This is a genomic window from Rhizobium sp. SRI_017, from assembly GCF_057586295.1.
Map to the genome: position 1 here is coordinate 1 of NZ_JBYCZP010000028.1, position 23,900 is coordinate 23,900.

The following is a 23,900-nucleotide window of genomic DNA, read 5'->3' on the forward strand; positions in this document are numbered from 1 at the left end:
TCTTCAGCAACGTCATCTAGAAGTTTCTCAACGACTGACACTGAGACAGGGCCTGGATACATATTGATCACAAACCTATGAGGGAGCTGCAGTTGCGGCCCTAGTGAACGTAGGAGTCGTTTGTTCCTATATAAACAGGGCAGTGCGAACACAGTGAGATTCATAGCCCCGACCTTCAGCCAGGTGCGATTGAGGCACAAACCTTCTTTGGGGGCGAGAAGAGGCTTGTGAGCTGGTCGGCGAACAGACACCCGCACGCGGCGGCAAGCATCAACACCATTCCAGATACGCTCTGAAGGGTGACTGTCTCATCCGCCAGCCACGCACCAACGCCGACGGCTATCGCCGGCGACACGAAGGCGAAACTCCCAGCTCTAGCGGGGCCGATGTCACGAAGCAGCTGCATGTAGATGCTGTATCCGACCAGGGAGCCGAAGATCACGAGAAAGAGCCATCCGGCGATTGCCTGCCAACTCCACATCGTCGTCAAGGCCCCTGCGGCGTTTGGCTCAATCATAAGCGATGCTGCCAAGAGGACGCTGCCGCCGATCAATGTCGTGGAACCGGAGAGAAACTGGCTGCCGTAACTAGATACCAGCGTTCGCGCGAGAACTGATCCCCACGCCGAAGAAATCGCGGCCCAGGCTACTGCGGCAAGACCGAACATTGTCGCGGAACTCATGTTAGATGCCATGATCTCCGGTGCGAAGAGGACAACCAGCCCAACGACACCAAGCGCCATAGCAGTGACACGAGCCGTGCTCCACCGCTCCTCCCCTAATGCAATTCCGAATGCCAGCAGCGCGAGCGGGGTTAGGGACATCTCTAGAACGGCGGCCGTGCCGGACGTGACAAACTTCATACCCCAGAACAGCGGCCCATAGCAAAGAGTGATCATCAACAGGCTGGCAACGATCAGGGGAGCCATATCCCTAGCCTGCGGAACGACGATACCGCCCCTGGCTGCACTCAATCCAAGCAAAATGACACCGGCGGCCATAAACCGCGTCGCTGCATATACCATCGGAGGTACCGTGCTAACACCGACCTTTACGGCGATCCAGGTCAGTCCCCAGACGAGACATAGAACGAGAAATTTTGTTAGATTGCGCGCCGATGACATGAGTCCTATCCTGTCTTGTAACGGTCTATTCGAATTATTACCGTTACAATCAAGCGACATCCAACTTGTTCCGAAGGTAACATGGCAACGTCGACATCCGACATGCCGCTGAGCGGCGGAAATCCGGCCTTGGATTTGGCCAACACGGTCGATAGCCGACGGGGGCGGTGGGGTCCTGATCTCCTGCACTCATATGATGATGTTATCGCCTTGGCACAGCGGCTCGCACTCGTTGATGAGGCACAAGCGGGCGAACTCAGTGCAATTGCCAAAGCCCAACCCGCGAGAGCCGTGGCCGCGGCGAAGGAAGCGGTGCGCCTACGCGAGGCCATTTACGCGATCTTCCTGGCCGAAGATGCTCAGCAGCCGTATCCGGCTGCGGCATTCGAAACAATTCGTAACAAAGCTAGACGGGCTCGCGGCCGGCAGGTGCTAACCGAAACTGGGGATGGCTTCCGGTGGCTGTTACCGCTGACAGACCTGACCGATCTCACCGGCATGTTCGCTGTCGCTGCAGCCGAGTTGATCACCGGTCGTGATGACCGTCGCCCAGTCCGAGAATGCAAAGGCGACAATTGCGGTTGGTTGTTTCTTGACATTTCAAAGAGCGGACGGCGTCTTTGGTGTTCCGAGGCCACCTGCGGCACGCATGCACGTGTAAAGCGCTTTCGAGGGAAACATATAAGAGATGACTCGGCTGCTTGAGCCGGGGTGACATGCTCTTCGACAAAAACCTACCAGCTGGATTTTTGCCTGCAGCGAACGCAATGGCCAGTTTGGGGCCGACGCAGGCCGTTCGGTCCTGTCACAACCAACGCTAAAGCCGACGCCTAGCAAGTGGACGAAGGTCGACATTCCGTTTTGAATATTTACACTCTCTACGCTGTCATACAGGCTCTGGTAATCACCCGATCGTTGATGGGTGCCGCGCCACGAACCACTTGTACGACGACCCCAGGTAAGGGTGGGCTGACGTTCAACCAGTGTGGGCGAGCGGTTGTTCGAATATTTCGCGGCGAACTTGTCTGCCGTTACGGGTTTGCTAAAGAGATATCCTTGCAGCTTGTCACAACCGAAAAGCCTTACCGCCGTCGCATGCTCTTCGGTTTCGATGCCCTCGGCCGTAACCGGCAACGGGAGGGCGTTCGCGAGCAAGCTGTCGCCTGAAGAACAGCGCCTCCGTTATCGTTCTGATCGAGCCCGACGACGAGCGAACGGTCAATCTTCATACTGTCGAAGTCGAATTCGCGTAGGGTTCCGATACTGGCATCGCCTTAGCATGTCCCTCACAGTTCTTTTCCATCTGCTGGTCTCGATAGCCATGTTCCAGACCACTTTCCAGCCGACAGATTTTCGCAAGCTGGTGTCTCCTGCTTTTGGCCGGTTTAGCGGGCTTGGTGGCACGCGCGCTGGCGCCGTTCCTGCACTGGCGTAAGGACCGGCGGTAGAGGGGGCACATTTCGGAGCCCTCCATCGTTGGCGCGTGGCCTCAGAAGTTCCAAGATCGCTCCTCCAATCCATCGTGCCGACCAACCCCGCAATGAATAGGTGATCGGCTTCGCGGCGAGCATGACCCTGCCGATTGATCGGTTCGCCAGCCATTTTGCGGTATGTTCCGGGCCTGTGGCTAGCGTTCGGTTCAAGGGACCTCTTTGCCCGCAACAGGTTGAACGTGATCAGAATGGAGATCACGATGACTGAGATCAAGAAAAACGTCCGCGCGACAAATACCGGCTTCGGCAGCGGCAATCAGACGGGCCCTTCAGCCGTTGATGTGGAGCGGGAGCCAATGCCCGACAAGCCTCCGAGGAGGGTTCCGATAAGAACACGATTCCGCCGGTTCGATTGGGCCAGGGCGCAGCGGTCGAGAAGCCGACCGAGGGCGATCCTGACCACGACAATCCGATCCACCATACTGGACACATGCCGCCGCCGGTGACGGCAAACCGGGATTGATCGAGGAACATGAGCGATGCACATAGCCAGCGTTTCCTGCCGGCAATGGTGATGACGACTTCGTCCAGATGCCACACGTCGTCCCCGCTGGGCTTCTTGCGGCGAAGGCGACGCGCATAATCCGGGCCGAACTTCTTTCCCCAGCGGCGGATCGTTTCATAGGAGACGGCAATGCCGCGCTCTAGGAGCAGTTCCTCGACAAGGCGCAGGCTCAGCGGAAACCGAAAGTAGAGCCAGACCGCGTGGGCGATGATCTGGGGTGGGAAGCGATGGCGCTTGTAGCTGATTGGCGAAGTGTTCATGAACGTGCGTCTATAGCAGCCGCTCCTCACAAGACGTTGACATCGCCCGCAGGGCCCTTGGCATGTCCCGCACGGCAACTATTTTCAAGATCGGCCTGCCGAGCGCCGTCCCCGATATCCTCGCGGCGATGCGTATGTCGCTCGCGGTCGCGCTGATCCTTACAACTGTCTGCGAGATGCTGAGCGGAAATACCGGCCTCGGCCAGTGGCTTATCGTTTCGTCACGCAGCTACGCTTCGGCCAATATGTTTGCCGGCGTCCTGATCTTGGGCAGCGTTGGGTATCTGACGAATGCACTGATGAATCAGGCAGAAAGGAAATTGCTGCGTCGGAAGGGTGCCCGTTGAGAGGCGAATCGACGAACACAACCGATCTCTGAAAACGGCTAGTGGTGAGCGGCGCGATGCCTCTTAGAGTTCATTACATACCGCTTGCTTCGCCTTGAAGGGCTCAGAACCGCCGGCCACGCAATTCCACGGACCGACGGGAGAGACGCTTGCCCAACGACACAGACTTGGAATAAGTGCCGCACTGGAAGCCTCCCATCGGGGCGTCAAACCATAGCAATCTTTCAAGCATCGCGAGCGTCCTGTTTGCAACGGCGCATCGTTCAACTGGCGATCACCCCGGAACACCGTCACCTTACGTTAAAGAGCTCACTGAGCCAGGCCATCTGCTGGCGCTCCTGGTAAGCCTGACCGCCTTCGTGATTATTGAAGTCGTATTCCACGATTCGTTTGTCACCCGCATAGGCATTGTAGGCAGCGTATACTGTCGAGGGCGGACAGACTTCGTCCATCATGGCGACGGAGAAGAGTGCCGGCGCTTTCGACAGGCGGGCAAAATTGACGCAGTCGAAATAGGTCAGTGTCTCGAAGACCTTTGCCTTCTTGTCACGTTGCTGAGCCAGGAACTGAGCGATCTCGGTGTAGGGTTCCCGGAAGGCCACCTGTACCGCACGCGGAAAGTCGCACAGAAAAGGCACATCCGGCATGGCGGCCTTGATGCGCGGATCAAGGCCAGCGGCGGCGATCGACATTCCGCCACCCTGGCTGTCGCCGCAGACGGCAATACGTTCGGCGTCGATGAACGGCAGATCGATCATGGCATCAACGGCGCGTACGCAGTCGGTCAGAAGCCGCCGGTAATAAAAGTCGTTCCTGTTGAGAACCCCGCGCGTCATAAAGCCGGGGAAGGCTGCGGTGGAGCCGACCGGATCTGCGGTATCGCCGACGCTCCATGCGCTGCCCTGGCCGCGTGTGTCCATGCGGAAATAAGCATAGCCGGAGGCCGCCCAGTGCAATTGCTCATGTGGGAGGCCGCGGCCGCCGCCATAGCCGATATACTGGATCACGAGTGGAAGGCTCCCTTCTCGCTGCGCCGGCATGATCAGCCAACCCTTGATCGGATGGCCGCCGAAACCGGGAAAGGTCACATCATAGGTTTCGACGACCTTCAGCGATGTCTCGGCTCTTCTCAGGTCGACAACCCCGCCGGCACTTCGCGCCTCAGCTATCGTGGACGCCCAAAACGTGATGAAGTCGTCAGGCATCAGGACCTTGCTTTCATATGCGCCCAGTTCGGGGTGTGCGAGATCGGCAATCGGCATGTTCGCCTCCGTCAGCGAATTTGAGGTGAATGGTGACAGGGATGACCGTTCGCTTTGTCAGAGCTTCGTCAAGCGAAGGTCGGCAGGCACCTCCGAGAGAGCGTTGTCCAGAGCTTCAAGACACCTTGCGACATCGGCTTCACTGAAGACAAGGGGTGGCCTGATCTTGATGATATTGCCGAGCGGTCCGGTGGATGAGACGAGAACGCCGAGCGCCTTCATTCGCTCGCGAACCCAGCGGGCGGCCAGTTTTGCAGGCGCTCTCGAGATGCGATCTGTCACGAGTTCGACGCCGAGGAAAAGGCCACGGCCCTGGATGTGGCCGACGAGCTCGTGCCGCTTCATGAGATCATCGAGACCCGCCTTCAGGGCCGCCCCGCTTCGGTGCGCGTTACCCTGCAGGTCTTCTCCCCAGAGCACATCGAGGCACGCATTGCCCACGACCGCCGACACCGTGTTGCCACCGAAGGTGTTGAAGTAGCCGCCCCTCGTTTGCAGGGCCGCGGCAATTTCGCGACGGGTCACGAGTGCTGCAATCGGATGGCCGTTGCCCATGGGCTTGCCCATGGTGACGATGTCCGGCTCCACGTCGAAGGCCTGGAAGCCCCACATGTGGGTTCCCGAGCGCGCGAAGCCCATCTGGACCTCGTCGGCGATCGTCAACGCGCCGTGACGCCTGACCTTGGCGTATGCCTGCGGCAGATAATCCGGCGGGGGGACGAGAGCGCCGTTCGCATCGAAAATGGAATCAATCAGCAGGCCCGCCATTCCCTTGCCGTTGTCGGCGAGCATGCGCGCTGCCTGATCGACATGGCCGGCATATTTTGAACCGGCGTCATTGTCCCCCTGCCTGTAGAGACCGCGGTAAAGGTTTGGCGGCGGTACCGTTTCGACCCAGGCGGGGCGATCGCTGGCGTTGTAGTCGATCAAAGACAGCGGCGCACCTATCGAGGTGTTGCCATGATAGCTGTTTTCGGTAACGACGATGCCTTCCTTGCCTGTTACCCCTCGCGCCATCCGCACGGCCAGGTCGTTTGCCTCGGAACCCGTGCAGACGAAAATCCAGGTGTCGAGATGCGGCGGCAACGTTGTGGAAAGCCGCTCGCCCAGCCTCACTATTTCACGGTGCAGGTAGCGCGAATTCGTGTTGAGTGTGCTCGCCTGCCGCGTCAGGGCAGCGACGACATAGGGATGGCAGTGTCCGAGATTTGAAACATTGTTGTAGCAGTCGAGATATTCGTTGCCCGAGGCGTCGTAGACCTTGGAGCCGCGGCCGCGTACGAGTTCGAGCGGTTCGTTGTAGAATGTATAAGTTTTGCCCAGCACGGCTTCGCGATACTCCAGCAGAGAGGGCGTGGGGACAGGCGGAATAACTGCAACGGCCGCACTCGCGGGAACAACTGACGGCAAAATTCCGGCGACAAAAGCTGCATCCGTTACCTGGGCGATGCACTCGATCGCGTCCATGTAACAGCCTTGCAGATCGTCGAGCGGCGTATCGAGGCCGTTGACTGAAGACTGATGGGACACGATGCCCACCTGAAGCAGCAGGCGGGTGAGCACGAGCCTGCGCAGAACGGCAAGATCAGCGTCCTCCAGTGGCATGAAGCGCTGGTAACCCAGCGCAAGACAGGTTGCTGCGAAGACCGGGTCCGGAGTCCAGTGGATCAGCGAGGCGATCGTGACCGCCAGGTCCTGCGCGATTGGTCCGTGAACCATGTCGCCGAAGTCGATGACACCCTTGACGCTGAAAACGGGATCGACTTCCGCGAGAATGTTGGACTCATGGAAGTCGTTGTAGATGACCTGCGCGCGCAGCTTCGGCAGGTGCTCCGATACTACCTGAGCCAGATCGGGCAACAGAGCCAGTGCAATCGGCCTGATCCGTTCGGGCATATTGACCAGAAGCCGATCGAGCACCGGGGGAGCGCTTTTCAGGTCCCATGGCATGCTCTTCGGCGCCCCGCGGCCTTGAAAGCCCTGCAGCGCGCGCGCCAGGCGGCCGCTCATCGAGCCCAACGTCATCTGTTCGGCGGCCTGCAGAGGGCGCCCGGACATCTTGATCCGGTCGAGAAGGGTTTGTCCAGGCAGGAAGGTCAAGACCCTTAGGATGTGGAGCTGGCCGCTCACATCGGCGATGCGTCCCATGGGCTCGCCTTTCATGGTCCGCACGACCCGCGGCACCGGGAAGCTCGCATCGATCGCTGCGATATGGTCGAGAGCCTCGATCTGGAACTCAAGACTCTCTGTCGGCTCATCGAGCGAGGCCACCTTGACGACGAACTGCCGTCCGTCGCCGGTGACGAGGCGAAAGTTCTGTTCCCGCTCTCCGCCCAATCGGCGCCATCTGCCCGTAAGGCCGTATGTGGTCGCAACCCCGGCCTCAACGAGAGCGAGGGGGAGGTCCGGCGCCGCGATGCTCGCAAGCAAGGCATCCGTCGCGTCCTGTTTCGACTGTGATTGCATTGTCACCGAATTACCTCGTGATCTGTACGGAACAATTCGCCCCGGGGGGAGCGTGCAAAGTTCGCGAAGCACCCCTTTCGGCCCGACGAGCAGCATTGGCATCAGGGCATGGCCCCTCCCGAGCGTCTGGTGGTAAGGGCCACGACCAGAAGACCGAAGGCGACGATGCCGAGGATCATGGTCGATACTGCATTGATTTCAGGCGTGACCCCGAACTTGATCTGAGAATAGATCTTCATCGGCAATGTCGACGCACCCGGCCCCGTCGTGAAGCTCGAAATGACGAGATCGTCCAGCGACAAAGTGAAGGAAAGCAGCCATGCCGATGTCAGTGCCGGCAGGATGTTCGGGAGGGCGACCTTCAGAAAAGCCGTCGCCGGCGGACAGCCTAGATCCCTCGCCGCTTCCTCCAACGATGGATCGAGCTCCGTCAACCGCGACTGGAGAACGACCGCTGCAAAACACATGGTGAATGTCGCATGGGCAAGCGTGATTGTCAGAGGACCGCGATCGATGCCGAGCGCCACGAACATCAGCAGCATCGACACCCCGAGCACCACCTCCGGCATGACCATGGGTGCGGCGAGCAGACCCGTGAAGAGCTGTCTTCCACGAAACCGGCGTATCCGCACCATGACGAGGGCCGCCAACAGACCCAGCAGTGTAGCGACCGTCGCCGAGACCGCCGCCACGGTGAAACTCACCCGCGCCCCATCGAGCAGTGCCGCGTTTGAAAGCGCGGATGCGTACCACTGGGTCGAAAATCCGCCCCACACGGTCACCAGCTTCGATTTGTTGAAGCTGAAGATCATGAGGATCACGATCGGCAGATACAGGAAAGCCATGACGATGACGATCGACAGGCGATTAAACCAGCTCGGTCCGGTTGAGACTGTCATCCTCAGACACTCACCTTGGAAAGCCGCGATTGCAGCAGCGTGATCGGGATGACGAGAAGCAGCACCAACAGCACCGTAACCGCTGCGGCAACTGGCCAGTCCCGGTTGTTGAAGAATTCGATCCAGATCGTCCTTCCGATCATTTGCGTATCGGCGCCACCGAGAAGGTCCGGGACCACGAACTCACCCACAACGGGGATGAAGACCAGTGCACATCCCGCCGTCACACCCGACAGGCTCAACGGAAAGGTGACACGCCAGAATGCGCCAAAGCGGCTGCATCCAAGGTCGCGCGCAGCCTCGAGGAGGATGCGATCGGCACCTGCGAGGTTGGAATAGATCGGCAGAACCATGAAGGGCAGATAGGTATAAACGATGCCGATATAGATCGCCGCCTGCGTGTTCATGATCTGCAGCGGATGATCGATCACGCCAACGCCCTGCAGTACGACATTGAGCAGGCCGTCGTTGCTGAGAATGGCCATCCAAGCGTAGACGCGGATCAGCAGGGAACTCCAGAAGGGCACGATCACCAGGAAGACCAGGATCGAACGCCAGGGGGAGTGACAGCGGGAGATGCCGTAGGCCAGCGGGTAGGCGATGAGAAGCGTGGCGATCGTGGATATCAGCGCGACCTTCAAGCTGTTCAGGTAGGCGCGTGCATAAAGCCCGTCGCGGAGCACGAATTCCAGGTTTTCGAAATTGAGCCTGATGGAAAGCTGGGCACCTTCCCAGGTAAACAGCGGCTCATAGGGAGGCATGCCGACTCGTGTGGACGATAGCGCGATCGCGAGCACCAGAAGGGTCGGCAGGAGGAACATTATCCCGAGCCAGAGAAAGGGCGGGAGGACAAGCATCCTTTGCCCCAGGCGAAAACTGTAGGACGCGATCATTCGGTTCACTCCCCGAGAAGGTGAGCGGCTTCATCCGCCCATCGTGCGGCAACGGCGTCCCCGACGGCGAAATCATCGCCGCTGCCGACATTGACTTTAAGCGCGTCGAGCGTCGCGTTCGTCGCAAGCCGCACACGGTAGCGCCGCTGCACGCCGATATAAGTGATGTCCTCGATCACACCGGGAATACCCTCGCCGCCGCGGAAGAGTTCGACCCGTTCCGGCCGCACCGAGAGCCAGAGCGGACCGTCCGGTGAAACGCCCGTCGGCAGCCGGGCCCCGAACTGACCATTAAAGCCCGCCAATATGAGCTTCGCCTGGCCGGCCTCTGCCCGGGCGCTCGCCACGTCGAAGATATTGGCCTCGCCCAGAAACTTCGCCACATAACGAGAGACAGGGGTTTCATACATCGTCTCTGGCGAGCCGACCTGAAGCACGCGGCCCGATTGCATGATAGCGATGCGCGAGGACACGGTCATTGCCTCATGCTGGTCATGCGTCACGATGACGAAGGTGAGGCCCAGTTCCTTCTGCAACCGCACGAGTTCATCCTGGGTTTCGCTTCTGAGATTCTTGTCGAGCGCCCCCATGGGCTCGTCCAGCAGAAGCACTTTCGGGCGCTTGACCAGAGCCCGCGCCAAGGCCACGCGTTGCCTCTGACCGCCCGAAAGCTGCGATGGCTTCCTGTCCAAGAGGGGCTTCAACTGCAGTTTCGCGGCGACTTCGGCCAGCCGACTGTCGATCTCGGATCTGGGCAGGCGCTCCTGAACCAAACCGAATGCAATGTTCTTCGCCACGCTGAGATGCGGAAAGAGGGCATAGGACTGAAACATCATGTTTGTCGGGCGTTTTTCCGCTGGCAGCATAGTGACATCGGATTGGTCGAGCAGCACGCGCCCCGACGTCGGGTTCTCGAAACCGGCGATCATGCGCAGCAGCGTGGATTTACCGCAGCCTGAGGGCCCCAGAAGCGAGAAGAATTCGCCCTTGCCGATATCAAGCGACACGTCGTTGACGGCAATGAAGCCCCCATACGACTTGCTCAGTCTGTCTACCGCCAAATAAGACCGCTGCATGTCCGCCACCCTCAACGATCTCATACTCAGTTGCCGGCGCGGAAAGTGGTCCAGATGCGCGTTCGCTCCCTGGTTTGACGGGGCGGCAGGGAGCGGTCGCTGAAGAGCTTCGCCCCGACTTCGTCGGAAGGGTAGATGTTAGGGTCGGTCGTGATCGAGACGTCCACGAGCGGCGTCGCCTTGGCATTCGCATTGGCGAGAAAGACGGCGTTGCTGATATCGGCGATCACCTTGGGATCAAGGATGTAATCGATAAACTGGTGTGCCTGCTCCACATTGGCCGCGTCGGCGGGAATGGCCAGCGTGTCGAACGAGACGAGCGTTCCTTCCTTGGGGAGGGAATAGCGGACATCCTGACCGGTATTCGCTTCCTTGGCGCGCGCGGCCGCGATTCCCGTGTCGCCGCTCCACATGATTGCCAGGCAGAGTTGGCCGGAAGCCATGTCGGCAATCAGCTTGCCGCTCTGCATATGCCTTATGTTCGGCCGCAACGCCATCAGCAGATCCTGGGCCTTCTGCAAATCTTCTTCCTTGGCCGAATAGGGGTCGAGGCCGAGATATTTCAGCGCGATCGGGATAATTTCATTCGGCGCATCCACGATGCCGATCCCGCAGTCCGCGAACTTGGCGGCAACCTTCGGATCGAACACCATGGCGAGGCTATCGACGGGCGCGTCGGCGAGCCTCTGCTCGATCATAGCGCGATTATAGGCGATCCCCGTCGTCAGCCACATATAGGGGACGAGATGGGCATTGCCGGCGTCATGCTCACCGAGCAGCTTGAGAAGCTCAGTATTGAGGTTGCCGTAGTTCTTGAGTTTGCTCTTGTCGATCGGTTGCAAGGCACCGGAGGCAATGAGGCGCTCTCCAACGGTCGCGCTTGGAAACACCACATCGAACCCGCTGCCGCCAGCCAGGAGGCGCGTCTCAAGTATTTCGAGGGAATCGAAGAAGTCGACCCGGGCATCGATGCGGGTTTTTTCCGCGAAGTTTCTGATCGTATTCGGTGCGAAGTAGTCGGAGAAATTGTAAATGAATAGCTGCTGCGCATGGGCACTGGCGGCCGACAAAAACAGCAGCGAACCTGCCGCCACGAAATTGCTGAAAATGTTACCCAGCGATCTTTTCACAGCACTTTCCCCCACGAAATATATTCAGACGGTCCAGGATGGACTGACGATCGATGACTGTTCTTTTAGAGTATTGATCGCGGATCTTTGTTTGTGATTTCGCGAAGTGAGGGACCGGGCTTCTTCAACTTTGTCCGCGATTAAACAAGAAAGGACGACCTCGCCTATTCCATCGGATCGACCTACGCGGCCCGTATCATCGCCTTGTTCGTCGCGCTCTTTAGGACATCGACAAAGGTCCTCACAATCGGCCGGCTTTTCCAGTCCTCAAGCGTGGCGACCTGAAACTTGGCCTTGTAGGAAAACAGGTTCGGCCGGATCACGCGCATCCGCCCGGCGCGAACGAACTGCGCGGCATAGTGCTCGGGCAGATAGCCGAGATAGGAGCCGGACAGGATCAGGAAAGCCTCTGCCTCCATGCTCGACACGGTCGCATGCGGATTGCTGATCGCAAAAATCTTGATGTCGCGCGCGCCCCAATAGTTGCGCCCGATGATCCGGTGCGTCCGCGCCTCCTCGATGCCGATGTTTTCGTCCGGCACTGAGAACAGAGGGTGACCCGCGCCGCAGTAGAAGTTCTGCGCCTCTTCGTAAAGATCGATATAGGCGAGCCCCAGCGCCATGCGCGGGAAACTTCCAACGACGAGATCGAGCTTTCGGGACACGGCATCGCGCAGCAGATCGCCCGGCGACTTGGTCTCGATGGTCAAGTGGAGCGCCGGCGCGAGTTCTGCGAATTTCTCGAACGTCCCCACCAGAGGCGACTGCACGTCCGTGATGGTATTGTCGACAAGTCCGACGGCAAGATTGCCGCTGAGGTTGGATCGCAGCCCTGAAACCTTGCGGCTGAACTGGTCAAGGGAGCCGAAAAGCCTCTGGCATTCCTCGAAAATCAGACGTCCGCTGTCGGTGAGTTCGAAGCCGCGCCGCCCCCGCTTGCAGAGCGTCACGCCCAACCTCCCCTCGAGCGCAGATATCTTGCCCGATATTGTGGAAAGGGAGAGGTTCAGTTCGGCCTGGGCCGCAGACAGACCCCCGGCCTCCACGACCCCGATGAAGATGCGAATAAGGCGGATGTCGGCATTGTCGACCGAAATCAGATTACGCGTGTTGCCTTCGCATCTCAGCATCTGCCGCCTCCATTTATCGCCGCTGCCCAACCGCCGTCGGGCTGTAGACTGGTCGCGGCGGCGATCGTGTCCCAAGGTCCAAGGAGCCAAGTGTCGAGAAGACTGTCTCGCTCGTGCTCGATCCGCTCGGGCACAGAGTAGCTCTACGGCAGCAACGAAAAATACCGATCGAAGAACTGATACATTGAGATTTACAAATGCAATTCGTGCGCTTTCGCGATCGCCTCGGCCACATGACCAACATTGGCAGCCTGCTCTCCCGCTCGCGTGGCGAGTTGGATATCGGCGAAGTAGTCCTCTTCGGTTACGGGAAGTCTGCGCAATCGGCCCTGCTGCTCGAACACGCTCGCATAATGGATCGGGAGGACACCGAGATAGGCGCCCGACAGCACCATGAGTATTTCGGCCTCTATGTCGAAGGCAACGCGATGGAGAACGGAATTGCCGAAACGCTGACCTCTGATGCCATTCCAATAACCGCGGTGAACCCAGGGATAAGCATAGCAATCTCCACTGGTGAGGACGTCATGAGCGACACGGAAGAGGGGGTGAGCGACCCCGCAAAAAACGGCATGTTCTTCGCGGTATAGGGTGCGGCACGCAATGCCTGCAACCTTAATGTCGGAACCGCCGATCCCGATGTCGACTTCACTTTCAGCGACTGCCTTCGTTATATCGTTTGGCCGCATGATCTTCAGATGCAACTCGATTTCGGGCGAAGCCCGAGAAATCTCCGCAATCGCCTCGGAGAGCTTCAGACGCGGATCGGTCGCCATACAGTCGACGACACCGACACTGACTCTTCCGGACAGGGCGCTTCGAAGGCCGGACAGACGCGCCGAGCTCGCATCCAGCATTCCGGTTACCTCAAGACTGATATCGTAGACGCGGCGTCCCTCTTGCGTCAGGGAAAACCCGCGACGTCCGCGTTCGCACAGCTTGACTCCAATGCGTTGCTCAAGCGCGGTGAGATGATTGGAGATCGTGGGCTGGCTGAGCGAAAGCTCCATCTGTGCGGCAGATATGCCGCCGTTGCGTACAACGCTTTCGAATACCCGTAGCAGGTGAAGGTCCGAGCCCGATATCTTCATGGCAACAGATTGCACCAAATGCATGGGATCGCAAACTCCCGCCTGCTGCTGATGCGCCCGGCACTCAGGGGAATGAATGCGGGCTTCACATGATTTGACCTTGCGAATGCGTCCGCGCGCTATACTCCCTGGCCGCTATTGACCATGAGGCAGAGGATCGTGTGCAAGACCTGGGCGGCTATCTGGGCTGTGTTGGTCGTCGAGTCGTACAGCGGCGCGACCTCGACCACGTCCCCACCGATGATGTTGAGACCGTTCAGGCCGCGCAGGATCTGGAGCACTTCACGCGGCTGCAGGCCACCCACCTCAGGCGTTCCGGTGCCCGGCGCAAAGCCCGGATCCACGCTGTCGATATCGAATGAGACATAGGTGGGGCCGCTGCCGACTATCTCGCGTGCCCTTTCGATCAGTCGGGGCAGGCTCGCTTGACTCACCTCTTCGGCGTGGACCACCGTCATGCCGCTCTCATAGGAGAACTCCCAGAGATATTCGGCGGGACCACGGATACCGATCTGGATCGTCCGGCGCGGATCGAGGACACCATCCAGAACTGCTAGCCTGAAAGGCCCTCCATGCTGGAACTTGGTTCCCTCGTAAGGCCCTGCTGTATCGCAATGGGCATCGATGTGAATCAGTCCCACCGGCTCACTTTCGCCGAGCGCCTTGAGGATCGACGACGTGATGGAATGATCGCCACCCACACTGAGAGGCCGCACGCCCGCAGCAACGAGGCGACGGTAGAAGGCCTCGATATCCTTATGGCACTGGGCGAGATCGAAGCGGCTGAGCAATGGCACATCGCCGATATCGGCGACTTTGGCCCTGCTCATCGGAGAGGTACGCAGGACATGGTCATAGGGACCTATCCGCTCGATGGTGCGCAGGGCCCGCGGACCAAAGCGTGTTCCGTTGCGATTGGTCACGCCTAAATCCATGGGCACGCCGACCAGAGCTATATCCAGTCCGCCGAAATCGGGACTGTCCTGAGCCTCCGGAAAATTGCGGGCGTCAAGGAGTGTCGGAATGCCGGCAAACGGCCATTTGCGCTTGTCGCCGCCGCTGAACTGCGACTCGGCTACCTCGCGAAAATGTGGTTCGAAAATGTCACCGCCGGAGGCGTTGCCGTACTTGCCGCGAAGTGCGTCGAGATGCGCTTGGTCTACCATTTCGAAGATCTCCCATGAACGCGACCGACCTTAATAGGAGGAGGCATCGAAGTACTTCGGGTTTTCCCGAAGTGATCGCGCCTATATTCTAATGTATTTACGCCGCGTGATCGGTAACCATCTCCGCTAATCAATATGAAAAGCAGGGGAACGTCATGTCCATTGAAAGCATTGCCAACGCCACTGTCCGACGTCGTACCATCCTGAAGGGTCTCTCAGGGCTCGGGCTGGCCCCCGTCATCGCCGGGTTTCCGAATATCGCCCGGTCGCAGGAGAAGAAGCTGCGTGTGGGCCTTTACGGCGGCTACTTCAAGGACACGTTCGACGCCGAGATTTTTCCCGACTTCACCGCAGCCACCGGCATCGAAATCGAGAGCGTCGGCGAGCCGACAGGTGAGGTCTGGCTGATCCAGCTCGAGCAGGCGGCCAAGGCCGGCAAGTCGCCGGTCGACATCTCGATGATGGCGGGCGTTCCCGTCATCCGCGGTGCAAATTCCGGGCTCTGGGCGCCGCTTGACCCGAAGAAGATGCCCAACATCAAATACATCAAGCCGGAACTGGTGCGCGAGAATGGCAAGGGCGAGATCGTCGCGGTCGGTGCCACGGGCTGGTACGTCACGCTGGTTTCGAACACCGAGGTCTATCCGGAAGCCCCGACGTCCTGGAAGGACATCTGGTATCCCAAGTACAAGGATAGCCTGGGGCTGCTTGCCAATGTCGGCAATTCCTACCTGCTTGAGGTGGCAGCGACGTGCTATTTCGGCGGCATCAAGCACCTCGACACCGACGATGGCATTCGCGAGGCGGCGGCCAAGGTAAGCGAGCTCAAACCGAATGTGCGCCTCTGGTATCGGGACGAGGCGCAGTTCGAGCAGGCGCTTAAATCAGGCGAAATCCCTATGGGCCAGTATTTCCATGACGTCACGAGATTGGCGGTGCGGGACGGCTTCCCCGTCCGCTCCACCATGCCGAAGGAAGGCGGCATCTACGACTACGGCACCTGGACGGTGACGAAGGCTGCGGCCTCCTCGCTCGATCTCGCCTATGTCTACATGGACTACATGTCGCAACCTTCGACCCAGGCAAAGCTCGCCCGCAAACTCGGCAGCGCGCCGGTGGTCGAGCGGTCGGCGATGGATCTGACGGACGAGGAATTCGACTCCGTCGCCTCCGACATCGATCCAATCCGGCCGCATTACGAAATGCAGGCACTGAAGACGGAATTCATCAATCAGGTCTGGACAGAGATGCAGCAGGGCTGAAGTCCGCTGCCTTTCCGCAAGCAACCATAAAGCAGGCGACGGTTTGGCGCGCCTTGCCGGAGGAACGACATGTCCGGACTGGCTATCCGCGAAATCAACAAGGCCTATGGCCCCATCACCGCCCTGAGCAATATTTCCCTCGATGTGGAGAACGGGAAATTCCTGTGCCTTCTGGGGCCGTCCGGTTGCGGAAAATCCACGCTGCTTCGGATCATCGCGGGACTTGAGGATGCGTCGCGGGGACAGATCCTCCTCGACGGGCGCGACATTACCAACGAGCCCGCCCATAAGCGCGACTTCGGCATGGTGTTCCAGTCGCTTGCGCTCTTCCCGCATCTCTCCGTCGGCGAGAACATTGCCTTTGCCGTGCGCATCCGCGGGGCGTCGAAGGACGTGCAGAAAGCGGAGGTGGAAAGGCTTCTCTCGCTCGTCCACCTGCCTGGTGTCGCCGACCGGTCGATCACCCAGCTTTCGGGCGGCCAGCGCCAGCGTGTGGCGATCGCCCGCGCCCTGGCACTCAAACCGAAACTGTTCCTCCTCGACGAGCCCATGTCGGCGCTCGATGCCAAGCTGCGCGAGGCGATGCAGGTCGAGCTGAAGCGCCTGCAGCAGGAACTCGGCATCACCACCTTTCTGGTCACGCATGACCAGAAGGAGGCGATGACCACCGCCGACTTGGTGGTGCTGATGTCCGGCGGCGTAATCCAGCAAGTCGCCCCGCCGCTTGAGATCTACCGCAACCCGGCCAACGCCTTCGTTGCGGACTTCATCGGTGCGGCAAACTTGATCCAGGGCCATGTCGTCTCGCCCGGGCGCGTCAGCGTTCCCGGCGGCACGGTCACCATCGATGATGCGCCGGCTTCGGGTGCCTTCACCTTCTCCGTCCGGCCCGAGGATCTGGAACTGCACGATGAGGCCAGCGACAGCAGCTTCTTCGGCCAGATTGCCTTTGCCCGCCACCTGGGGTCCGGCATCGAGATCAACATTGCCGTCGAGGGCATGGAAAGAGACGTTGTCGTGGCCCTCCCCTCTCGGCAGGAGAGCGGCCTGACGCTGGGCCGACCCGTCCACGTTCGCGTCAACGGCGCGACCTGCGTCGTCCTGAGGTGATCGGATGAACGCGTCTAGTCCCAGGGCAATTGCAGGATTTCTTCCGATCATCGTCCCCGCGGTGCTTCTGGTCGCGTTCTTCGTCGTGCCCTTCGGCACGATGATCCTGACCTCGTTCAATGAGAATTCAGGTTTTGGGGCCTCTGAGACCGCGTTCACGCTTGCGAACTACCGACGTCTCCTCAGCCCGTTCTTCGTGGGGTTGCTGGTCGCAACCTTCGGCTTGGCCTTCGGTGTCGCTGCCATCGCGATCGTGATTGCCTTTCCCTTCTCCTACCTGCTGGTCAATGCGCCGCGACCGACGCAGATCTGCTGGCTGATCTTCCTGCTTTCCATCCTGTCGCTGTCGGAATCGATTATCGGTTTTGCCTGGTCGACACTTCTGTCGCGCACGGCCGGGATCAGCAATCTTCTCGTCTTCGTCGGGCTTATCGATAAGCCGGCAGCCTATACGCCGGGCCTCGCCGCCCTCGTGGCAGGCGTCGTCTACACCGCTTTCCCCTATGCCGTTCTTGTGCTCTATCCCATCCTGTCGCGGGTCGATCCACATATCGAGGAAGCCGCAAGAACGCTCGGTATGTCGCCACTTCGAAGCTTCTTCGGCGTCGCGCTGCCCATGCAGCGCAACACGATCGTCACGACCTTTCTCATGCTGCTCGTCTTCACGCTGGGCACTTATCTGATGCCCCAGATCCTGGGCCGTCCCCAGCATTGGACCTTGTCGGTCGCCATCAGCGACCAGGCGCTTGTGCAGTCGAATATCCCCTTCGCCGCCGCGCTTGCGGTGTTCCTGGTGATCGTGACGTTCCTGATCGTGATCACCGTCGTGCAATTCGGTCGCAAGGAGCGCGCATGATAAGCCAGGCCCCTCTTCGCCGCATTGCCTTCAGCCTGGTCGGCGCTGTCATGGCGGCGCCGCTGCTCATCGTTCTCGGCGTCTCCGTCAATGAGAAAAAGTCGCTGACTTTTCCGCCGCAGGGCTTTAATCTCGGCTGGTATGGAGATCTCTTCCGTTCGGCCGACTGGTCGGGCGCCGTACTCAACAGCGCGATCATCGCGCTGTTTTCCGCGGCCTTCGCGGTCGCGATCGCCTTTCCGATCGCCTGGTTCAACTGGCGCTACCGGCAAAGCTGGGTAAAAGTCGTCATCACGATCGGCTTCGCTCCTTTTCTCCTGCCGCCGGTGATCACCGCGCTTGGCTTCCTGTCCTTCTGGACGCAAACTGGCTTCTACGGGCAGTATTTTACCGTCATCGTCAGTCACGGCATCTTTCTCGTGTCCCTGCCGCTGGTTTCCCTGACGCTCGGTTTCAGCACCCTCGAACCAAGCCTGCCGGAAGCAGCCGCGACCATGGGTGCCGACAACCGCGCAATTCTGCGCACCATCGTCCTCCCCTTGGTCCGACCCTACCTGATCTCCGGGTTTGCCTTCGCCTTTGTCGTCTCCCTGAACGAATATCTGATCGCCTACATGACGGTCGGTGCCGTTCTGGAGACGCTGCCGATGCGGATCTTCAACTCACTCCGCTACGGCTACACGCCCATTATGGCTTCTGCCTCGATCTTTTTCGTCGTCCTGACCGTCGTCATCTTCTCGCTTGTCGCCCGCTTTGGAGACCTCCCGAAATTGCTAGGCGCCCATCGGAGGTGACGGCGGCACAGCGGCAGACCATTGCGCGACGCACATCACATTAGACTTTGAAATGGAGACTGGAGCCGTGACCCCAACATTTTCCCGCCCGCAGCACCTGTACGTGCCGGCCGAGCTGCTGGATCGGCCCAAGGCCGTGTTCATCGATGGCCGCTGGCAGATCGGCCGCGCTGCTGCGCCGATGACAGCCATTGACCCCTCCACCGGCAAAGCCTTTTCAAGTTTCCTTCCGGCCTCTCCCGACCAGGTGGCCGAGGCGACGGAAGCGGCGGAAAGGGCCTTTGCCGACTGGCGACGGACGAGCGGCGGTGAGCGGGCCCGCTTTCTGTCGGCCATCGCGACGGAGCTCAGGGATCGGAAGGCGGACCTGGTCGCCCTGCAGATGCTCAACAACGGGAAACCACGATACGAGGCCGAAATCGATGTCCACGATGCTGCGGCGACATTCGACTATTATGCAGGTGTTGCCAAAGAACTGGACGCTGAGCAGGGCCGGTCGGTGGAACTTGGCGATGACACGCTGGCGGGCGCTACCCATTTCGAGCCGCTCGGACCGGTCGGTCTGATCGTCGCCTGGAATTTCCCACTGGTGACGACTGCCTGGAAGCTGGCGCCGGCGCTCGCGGCAGGGTGCACTGCGGTGCTCAAGCCCTCCGAATTCACGACGCTTGCCGAGCTGGTCTACGGCGATCTCGCCGGACAGATCGGCCTCCCCGCAGGGGTGCTGAACATCGTCCCCGGCGGCGGAGAGATCGGCGCGGCGCTTTGCGCCGACCGGCGCATCCGCAAGATTTCGTTCACAGGATCGAATGCGACGGGCAGTCGGGTCATGGCCGCGGCTGCCAGCCGCATCGTTCCGGTGTCGCTGGAGCTCGGCGGAAAGTCCCCGATCATCATTCTCGAAGATGCAGACATTGCCCAGGCGGTGGAGATCGCGGCTGCCGGCATCTTCTTCAATTGCGGACAGATGTGCTCGGCAACCTCAAGGCTTCTGGTAGCCCAAGGGATCGCTGAGGACTTCACCGCAGAGCTTGTCGACAAAACCAACCATCTCCTGGTGGCGGGTTACGAAGATCCGGGTGCACAAATTGGACCGCTGACAACCCGTGAACAATTTACCAAGGTCAAGGCCATTCTGGAGAAGGCGCGATCCGACGCGCTGGACTGCATCGCGGGCGGCCAAGCCATCCCTGGCCGGGACGGCTTCTTCATCAAACCCTCCATCTACCGCAACGTACCCACCGATCATCCTATGTGGCGAGAAGAGATTTTCGGGCCCGTCCTCGCCATTCGCAGTTTCACCAGCGCCGAGGAGGCCGTCACGCTGGCCAACGACAACGACTTCGGACTGGCCGCGACCGTCGTCGGAACCGACGGCGATGCTGCGGCGGCAGTGGCAAGCCGCCTCGACGCCGGCCATGTCTGGATAAACACGTCCCAGATGATCTTCCCCAACACCGCCTGGGGTGGCTTCAAGGCGAGCGGCATCGGCCGTGAGCTCGGCCCATGGGGGCTAGCGGCCTATCGCGGCGTCAAACACATCACCCGGGCGGCTTGAGCGCCCGTTGGCGATCAGGACGGCGCCGATTCTTCGCATGCCTTCAAGAGGAAACAGCATGTCCCCTTCAGCAGAGATGATTATCACCAATGGCTGCGTTCTTTCCATGAACCCGGACCAACCCGAGGCAGAGGCGGTTGCGATTGCCGGCGGCCGCATTCTGGCCGTGGGCAGCGAAATTGAGATTTCCACCTATCGCACCTCTGCAACGCATGTGATCGATGCAGGCGGTGCGACGGTCACGCCCGGCATGAACGAAAGCCATATCCACTTGTTCGGCGGATCGAGCGAACTCGACCAACTCTCGCTGTTCAACGTCAAGGGAAATGACGCCATGAAGGCAGCAATTTTGGCTTATGCGGCATCGAAGCCGACGGAGCCTCTGCTGCTCGCCAACGGGTGCGACTACACCATTCTCTCCGAGAGCCGCGGTGTCGACCGCCACGTTCTCGACTCGATCCTCGCGGACCGGCCGCTGGCCGTCATGTCGCCGGACCATCATACCATCTGGGCGAACACGATCGCGCTGACAAAGGCGGGAATTCTGGAGGGCCGCACCCTTCCACCAGGCAATGAGATCGTGATGGGTCCCGACGGCCTGGCAACAGGCGAGCTACGCGAACATTATGCGTTCGACGACGTCATCGCCCTCGGCGCCAATGGTGGCCGAGATCTGCTGGGCCTCAGCACCGGCGGCGAACCGGATCCGGCGCCGAGTGCCGCTGACCGGGCCTATGACCGCTCCCTTCTGAAGCGTGGCCTCCAGCACCTCGCTGCCCACGGCATCACCAGCTTCCAGAACATGGATGGCAACCGCTACCAGTTGGAACTGCTGTCGGAAATCCAGGCCGTGGACGGCCTGATCTGCCGGGGACGGATTCCCTTCCATTATACCGGCGGCGACATCATCACCCAGATGGATAAGGCCGCTCAGATGCAGGCCGACTTCAATGGCGAATGGCTGAATTCCGGCACCGTCAAGATGTTCATGGACGGCGTTCTCGATTCGCACACGGCGGTCATGTACGACGATTATGCCGACCGGCCCGGCTGGAAGGGCGAGCCGCGTTTCGACCAGGCGACGTTCGACCGTGTTTGTATTGAGGCCGACAAGCGCGGCCTGCAGATCGCCGTCCATGCTATCGGTGACGGCGCCGTCACCAATACGATCGACGGATATGCTGCGGCGCAGGCGAGAAACGGAAAGCGCGACAGCCGCCACCGGATCGAGCACATCGAAGTGGTGCGCGCCGGCGATCTGACCCGCATGGCGGACATGAAGATCGTCGCCTCGATGCAGCCCACTGTCCCACCCGGCCAGATGGGCCTGCCGCTCGAACCGACGCTGTCGCGCATCGGCCGCGAGAACTGGGCACGGTCCTACGCCTGGCGCGCCATTCGCGACACCGGCATCGACCTGATCTTCTCGACGGATTGGCCGGTTTCTCCGGTGTCGCCGATGCTGTCGATGCATTCGGCCATGACCCGCAAACCCTGGGCCGACGACCAGCCGGACAACCGTCAGACGCTCATGGAGGCGCTGGACGCCTATACGGTTCGGGGCGCCTATGCCGAATTCGCTGAAAGCTGGAAAGGCCAGCTGAAACCGGGCTACGTCGCCGACCTCGTCATCTGGGATCACGATCTTCAGGCCATCGAGCCTGACGAGATGGTCGATGTGACACCGCGCTACACCATCTGCGGAGGACAAATCACCTATGCAGCGTAAATCGCAGAACAGAAGGCCCAGCCCTGAACCCGGATTTGGCGACCTTGACGAATGGGACGGCCCGTGATTGGATAAGTGGATACAAAAATCCAGATTGGACCTTTGATGTCTTCCTCCACTGCCTCATTTGGAAAGCTTGCCTCTACCGCCGAGGAAGAGGCCTATCTGCATATCCAGCGAGCACTTCGGCTTGGCCGCTACAAACCGGGCGAACGATTGATTCCCGAGGACATCGCAGCCGAGATCGGCATGAGCCGCATGCCGGTGCGGGAGGCGTTTCGACGCCTCGCTGCCGACGGGCTTGTCGTTCTGCGTCCCAATCGCGGCTGCATTGTCGCCGGCCTCACGGTCGATGAACTTTATGAGATCTTCGAAATGCGGTCCGTGCTCGAAGGTCTTGCCGTCAGACTGGCGATGCCGCGCATCGACGAAGACGAACTCGATGACCTGGAACGGCTGCTTGACCGGATGGAACGCGCCGGCAAGAGCGGCAGCAGCGACTGGGTCGTTCGCCACCAGGAGTTTCACGGCCGCATTTGTGCGCTGAGTCAAAGACCCAAGCTCATCCACCAAATCTCCGCACTGCACGGGGTGATCGAGCCCTATATGCGCATCTGGTTCGACGACGTCGACAAGCCGCTCTCCGCCCGCGAAGAGCATGCGGCCGTGATTGCGGCCTTGCGTTCCGGTGACGCGGGCCATGCGGAGCAAGTGATGCAGGAGCATATTCTCGGCACGGCACCGATGCTGGCCGAGTTCGTGACTCCGAGTCGGTGAAAAACGCCGACCGGAGAGAAATGGCCTCGAACCGGCAATGAGACCAGGTGCAGGCGACGGGAACAGCTAGATCATCAACGAATGGGGAACCCACATGAAAATTCATCGATTGGCCGCGGTCGCGGCCGTACTTGGTGTGCTCGGCTTTGGCCAGACCACGCTCGCTCAGGACGCACCAAAGGCGATAACCATCGCGACCGAAGGTGCCTACGCGCCCTGGAACTTCACCAATGCCGACGGCAAGCTCGATGGTCTTGAGATCGACCTCGCCAACGACCTCTGCGCTCGGATGAAAATCCAATGCACCATCATCGCACAGGACTGGGACGGCCTTATTCCGTCGCTGAAGGTCGGCAAGTTCGACGTGATCATGGCCGGCATGTTCATCACGCCGAAACGCCTCGAAACCATTGACTTCACGCAGCCCTATGCGGTCGATCCGGGCGGGTTCGCCGTTGCGAAGGACAGCGAGCTCGGCAAGCTCGGGCTTACCGGCGAAAAGTTCAACATGGACGACGAGGCTGCATCCATGGCCGCAATCGAGAAGCTGAAGCCGCTGCTCAAGGGCAAGGTGGTTGGCGTCCAGGCGGCAACCACAATGCTCGAATTCGTGAAGAAGTATTTCGGCGACACCGTGGAAATCCGTGAATACAAGACAACAGAGCAACATGACCTCGACCTTGCGGCCGGCCGCATCGATGCGCTGTTCGCACAGCAGACAGCACTTACCGCGACGCTCTCAAAGCCTGAATTCGCCGAATACACGCTTGCCGGCCCGGGTTTCGTGGGCGGGCTCTTCGGTTTTGGAACCGGCGCGGGGCTACGCAAGGAAGACACCAAGCTCAAGGAGATGCTGAACGCGGCAATCGACGAGGCGATCGCCGACGGCACCATCAAGCGCATCTCGGAGAAATGGGTGAAGACGGATGTGACACCGGTCAAGTAGGCGCGGGCGGACCTGCCCGGCGGACTG

The 23,900-nt window shown here is 60.1% G+C and carries 21 protein-coding genes and 1 pseudogene; 10 read left to right on the forward strand and 12 right to left on the reverse strand.

Annotated features, from left to right (window positions below; translation table 11 throughout):
* Positions 1–175: 175 nt before the first annotated feature.
* A complete protein-coding gene (locus AC2YI2_RS32905) occupies positions 176–1,123 on the reverse strand; it encodes a DMT family transporter (protein WP_487390752.1) in 948 nt (315 codons plus the stop codon).
* A gap of 81 nt (positions 1,124–1,204) precedes the next feature.
* Here AC2YI2_RS32905 and AC2YI2_RS32910 point away from each other — a divergent pair, with 81 nt between their 5' ends.
* Positions 1,205–1,828: a CGNR zinc finger domain-containing protein gene (locus tag AC2YI2_RS32910; RefSeq protein WP_487390753.1), complete on the forward strand. Its 624-nt coding sequence runs from the start codon at positions 1,205–1,207 to the stop codon at positions 1,826–1,828.
* Here the strand turns inward: AC2YI2_RS32910 and AC2YI2_RS32915 are convergent.
* Positions 1,724–2,278, reverse strand: coding sequence for an EAL domain-containing protein (locus tag AC2YI2_RS32915; protein WP_487390754.1), 555 nt, complete (start codon positions 2,276–2,278; stop codon positions 1,724–1,726). The genes AC2YI2_RS32910 and AC2YI2_RS32915 overlap by 105 nt on opposite strands.
* A gap of 824 nt (positions 2,279–3,102) precedes the next feature.
* Positions 3,103–3,381 (reverse strand): annotated as a pseudogene (locus AC2YI2_RS32920) (IS6 family transposase); the annotation flags it as partial.
* Between the two features lie 62 nt (positions 3,382–3,443).
* Between AC2YI2_RS32920 and AC2YI2_RS32925 the strand changes: the two are divergent.
* Entirely contained in the window at positions 3,444–3,728 is a 285-nt protein-coding gene (locus tag AC2YI2_RS32925) for an ABC transporter permease (protein ID WP_487390755.1), read from the forward strand.
* A 290-nt stretch (positions 3,729–4,018) separates the two neighbouring features.
* Here AC2YI2_RS32925 and AC2YI2_RS32930 read toward each other — a convergent pair whose 3' ends face one another.
* From AC2YI2_RS32930 to speB, 9 genes are all read right to left on the reverse strand, one after another.
* Complete coding sequence (locus AC2YI2_RS32930) at positions 4,019–4,990, reverse strand: acetylxylan esterase (protein WP_487390756.1); 972 nt, start codon at positions 4,988–4,990, stop codon at positions 4,019–4,021.
* Positions 4,991–5,047: 57 nt separating this feature from the next.
* A complete protein-coding gene (locus tag AC2YI2_RS32935) occupies positions 5,048–7,456 on the reverse strand; it encodes an aspartate aminotransferase family protein (protein ID WP_487390790.1) in 2,409 nt (802 codons plus the stop codon).
* Positions 7,457–7,557: 101 nt separating this feature from the next.
* Positions 7,558–8,355: an ABC transporter permease gene (locus AC2YI2_RS32940; RefSeq protein WP_487390757.1), complete on the reverse strand. Its 798-nt coding sequence runs from the start codon at positions 8,353–8,355 to the stop codon at positions 7,558–7,560.
* Between the two features lie 2 nt (positions 8,356–8,357).
* Positions 8,358–9,257: an ABC transporter permease gene (locus tag AC2YI2_RS32945; RefSeq protein ID WP_487390758.1), complete on the reverse strand. Its 900-nt coding sequence runs from the start codon at positions 9,255–9,257 to the stop codon at positions 8,358–8,360.
* Positions 9,254–10,324, reverse strand: a complete 1,071-nt coding sequence (locus tag AC2YI2_RS32950) for an ABC transporter ATP-binding protein (RefSeq protein WP_487390759.1) — start codon at positions 10,322–10,324, stop codon at positions 9,254–9,256. Before AC2YI2_RS32950 ends, AC2YI2_RS32945 begins: the two co-directional genes overlap by 4 nt.
* Positions 10,325–10,350: 26 nt before the next feature.
* Positions 10,351–11,454, reverse strand: coding sequence for a polyamine ABC transporter substrate-binding protein (locus AC2YI2_RS32955; protein WP_487390760.1), 1,104 nt, complete (start codon positions 11,452–11,454; stop codon positions 10,351–10,353).
* A gap of 182 nt (positions 11,455–11,636) precedes the next feature.
* Positions 11,637–12,584 carry a LysR family transcriptional regulator gene (locus tag AC2YI2_RS32960; RefSeq protein ID WP_487390761.1) on the reverse strand — a complete coding sequence of 316 codons (948 nt, stop codon included), beginning with the start codon at positions 12,582–12,584 and terminating at the stop codon, positions 11,637–11,639.
* Between the two features lie 191 nt (positions 12,585–12,775).
* Positions 12,776–13,699 (reverse strand): LysR family transcriptional regulator, encoded by a 924-nt coding sequence (locus AC2YI2_RS32965; RefSeq protein ID WP_487390762.1) that lies wholly within the window; start codon positions 13,697–13,699, stop codon positions 12,776–12,778.
* Positions 13,700–13,794: 95 nt separating this feature from the next.
* Positions 13,795–14,841: an agmatinase gene (gene speB / locus AC2YI2_RS32970; protein ID WP_487390763.1), complete on the reverse strand. Its 1,047-nt coding sequence runs from the start codon at positions 14,839–14,841 to the stop codon at positions 13,795–13,797.
* Positions 14,842–14,996: 155 nt separating this feature from the next.
* On the opposite strand from speB, the gene AC2YI2_RS32975 reads away from it, so the two are divergent.
* From AC2YI2_RS32975 to AC2YI2_RS33010, 8 genes are all read left to right on the forward strand, one after another.
* Entirely contained in the window at positions 14,997–16,103 is a 1,107-nt protein-coding gene (locus AC2YI2_RS32975; RefSeq protein WP_487390764.1) for an ABC transporter substrate-binding protein, read from the forward strand.
* Positions 16,104–16,172: 69 nt separating this feature from the next.
* The gene (locus AC2YI2_RS32980; protein WP_487390765.1) at positions 16,173–17,213 is read left to right on the forward strand and encodes an ABC transporter ATP-binding protein; all 1,041 of its coding nucleotides are present in this window, start codon (positions 16,173–16,175) and stop codon (positions 17,211–17,213) included.
* A gap of 4 nt (positions 17,214–17,217) precedes the next feature.
* Positions 17,218–18,069 carry an ABC transporter permease gene (locus AC2YI2_RS32985; protein ID WP_487390766.1) on the forward strand — a complete coding sequence of 284 codons (852 nt, stop codon included), beginning with the start codon at positions 17,218–17,220 and terminating at the stop codon, positions 18,067–18,069.
* The gene (locus AC2YI2_RS32990; protein WP_487390767.1) at positions 18,066–18,863 is read left to right on the forward strand and encodes an ABC transporter permease; all 798 of its coding nucleotides are present in this window, start codon (positions 18,066–18,068) and stop codon (positions 18,861–18,863) included. Before AC2YI2_RS32985 ends, AC2YI2_RS32990 begins: the two co-directional genes overlap by 4 nt.
* Before the next feature lie 67 nt (positions 18,864–18,930).
* On the forward strand, positions 18,931–20,421 hold the full coding sequence (locus tag AC2YI2_RS32995; protein ID WP_487390768.1) for an aldehyde dehydrogenase family protein: 1,491 nt from the start codon (positions 18,931–18,933) through the stop codon (positions 20,419–20,421).
* A 58-nt stretch (positions 20,422–20,479) separates the two neighbouring features.
* Positions 20,480–22,150, forward strand: a complete 1,671-nt coding sequence (locus tag AC2YI2_RS33000) for an amidohydrolase (protein ID WP_487390769.1) — start codon at positions 20,480–20,482, stop codon at positions 22,148–22,150.
* A gap of 105 nt (positions 22,151–22,255) precedes the next feature.
* Positions 22,256–22,927 carry a GntR family transcriptional regulator gene (locus AC2YI2_RS33005; protein ID WP_487390770.1) on the forward strand — a complete coding sequence of 224 codons (672 nt, stop codon included), beginning with the start codon at positions 22,256–22,258 and terminating at the stop codon, positions 22,925–22,927.
* A 94-nt stretch (positions 22,928–23,021) separates the two neighbouring features.
* On the forward strand, positions 23,022–23,873 hold the full coding sequence (locus tag AC2YI2_RS33010; protein ID WP_487390771.1) for a transporter substrate-binding domain-containing protein: 852 nt from the start codon (positions 23,022–23,024) through the stop codon (positions 23,871–23,873).
* Positions 23,874–23,900: the final 27 nt, after the last annotated feature.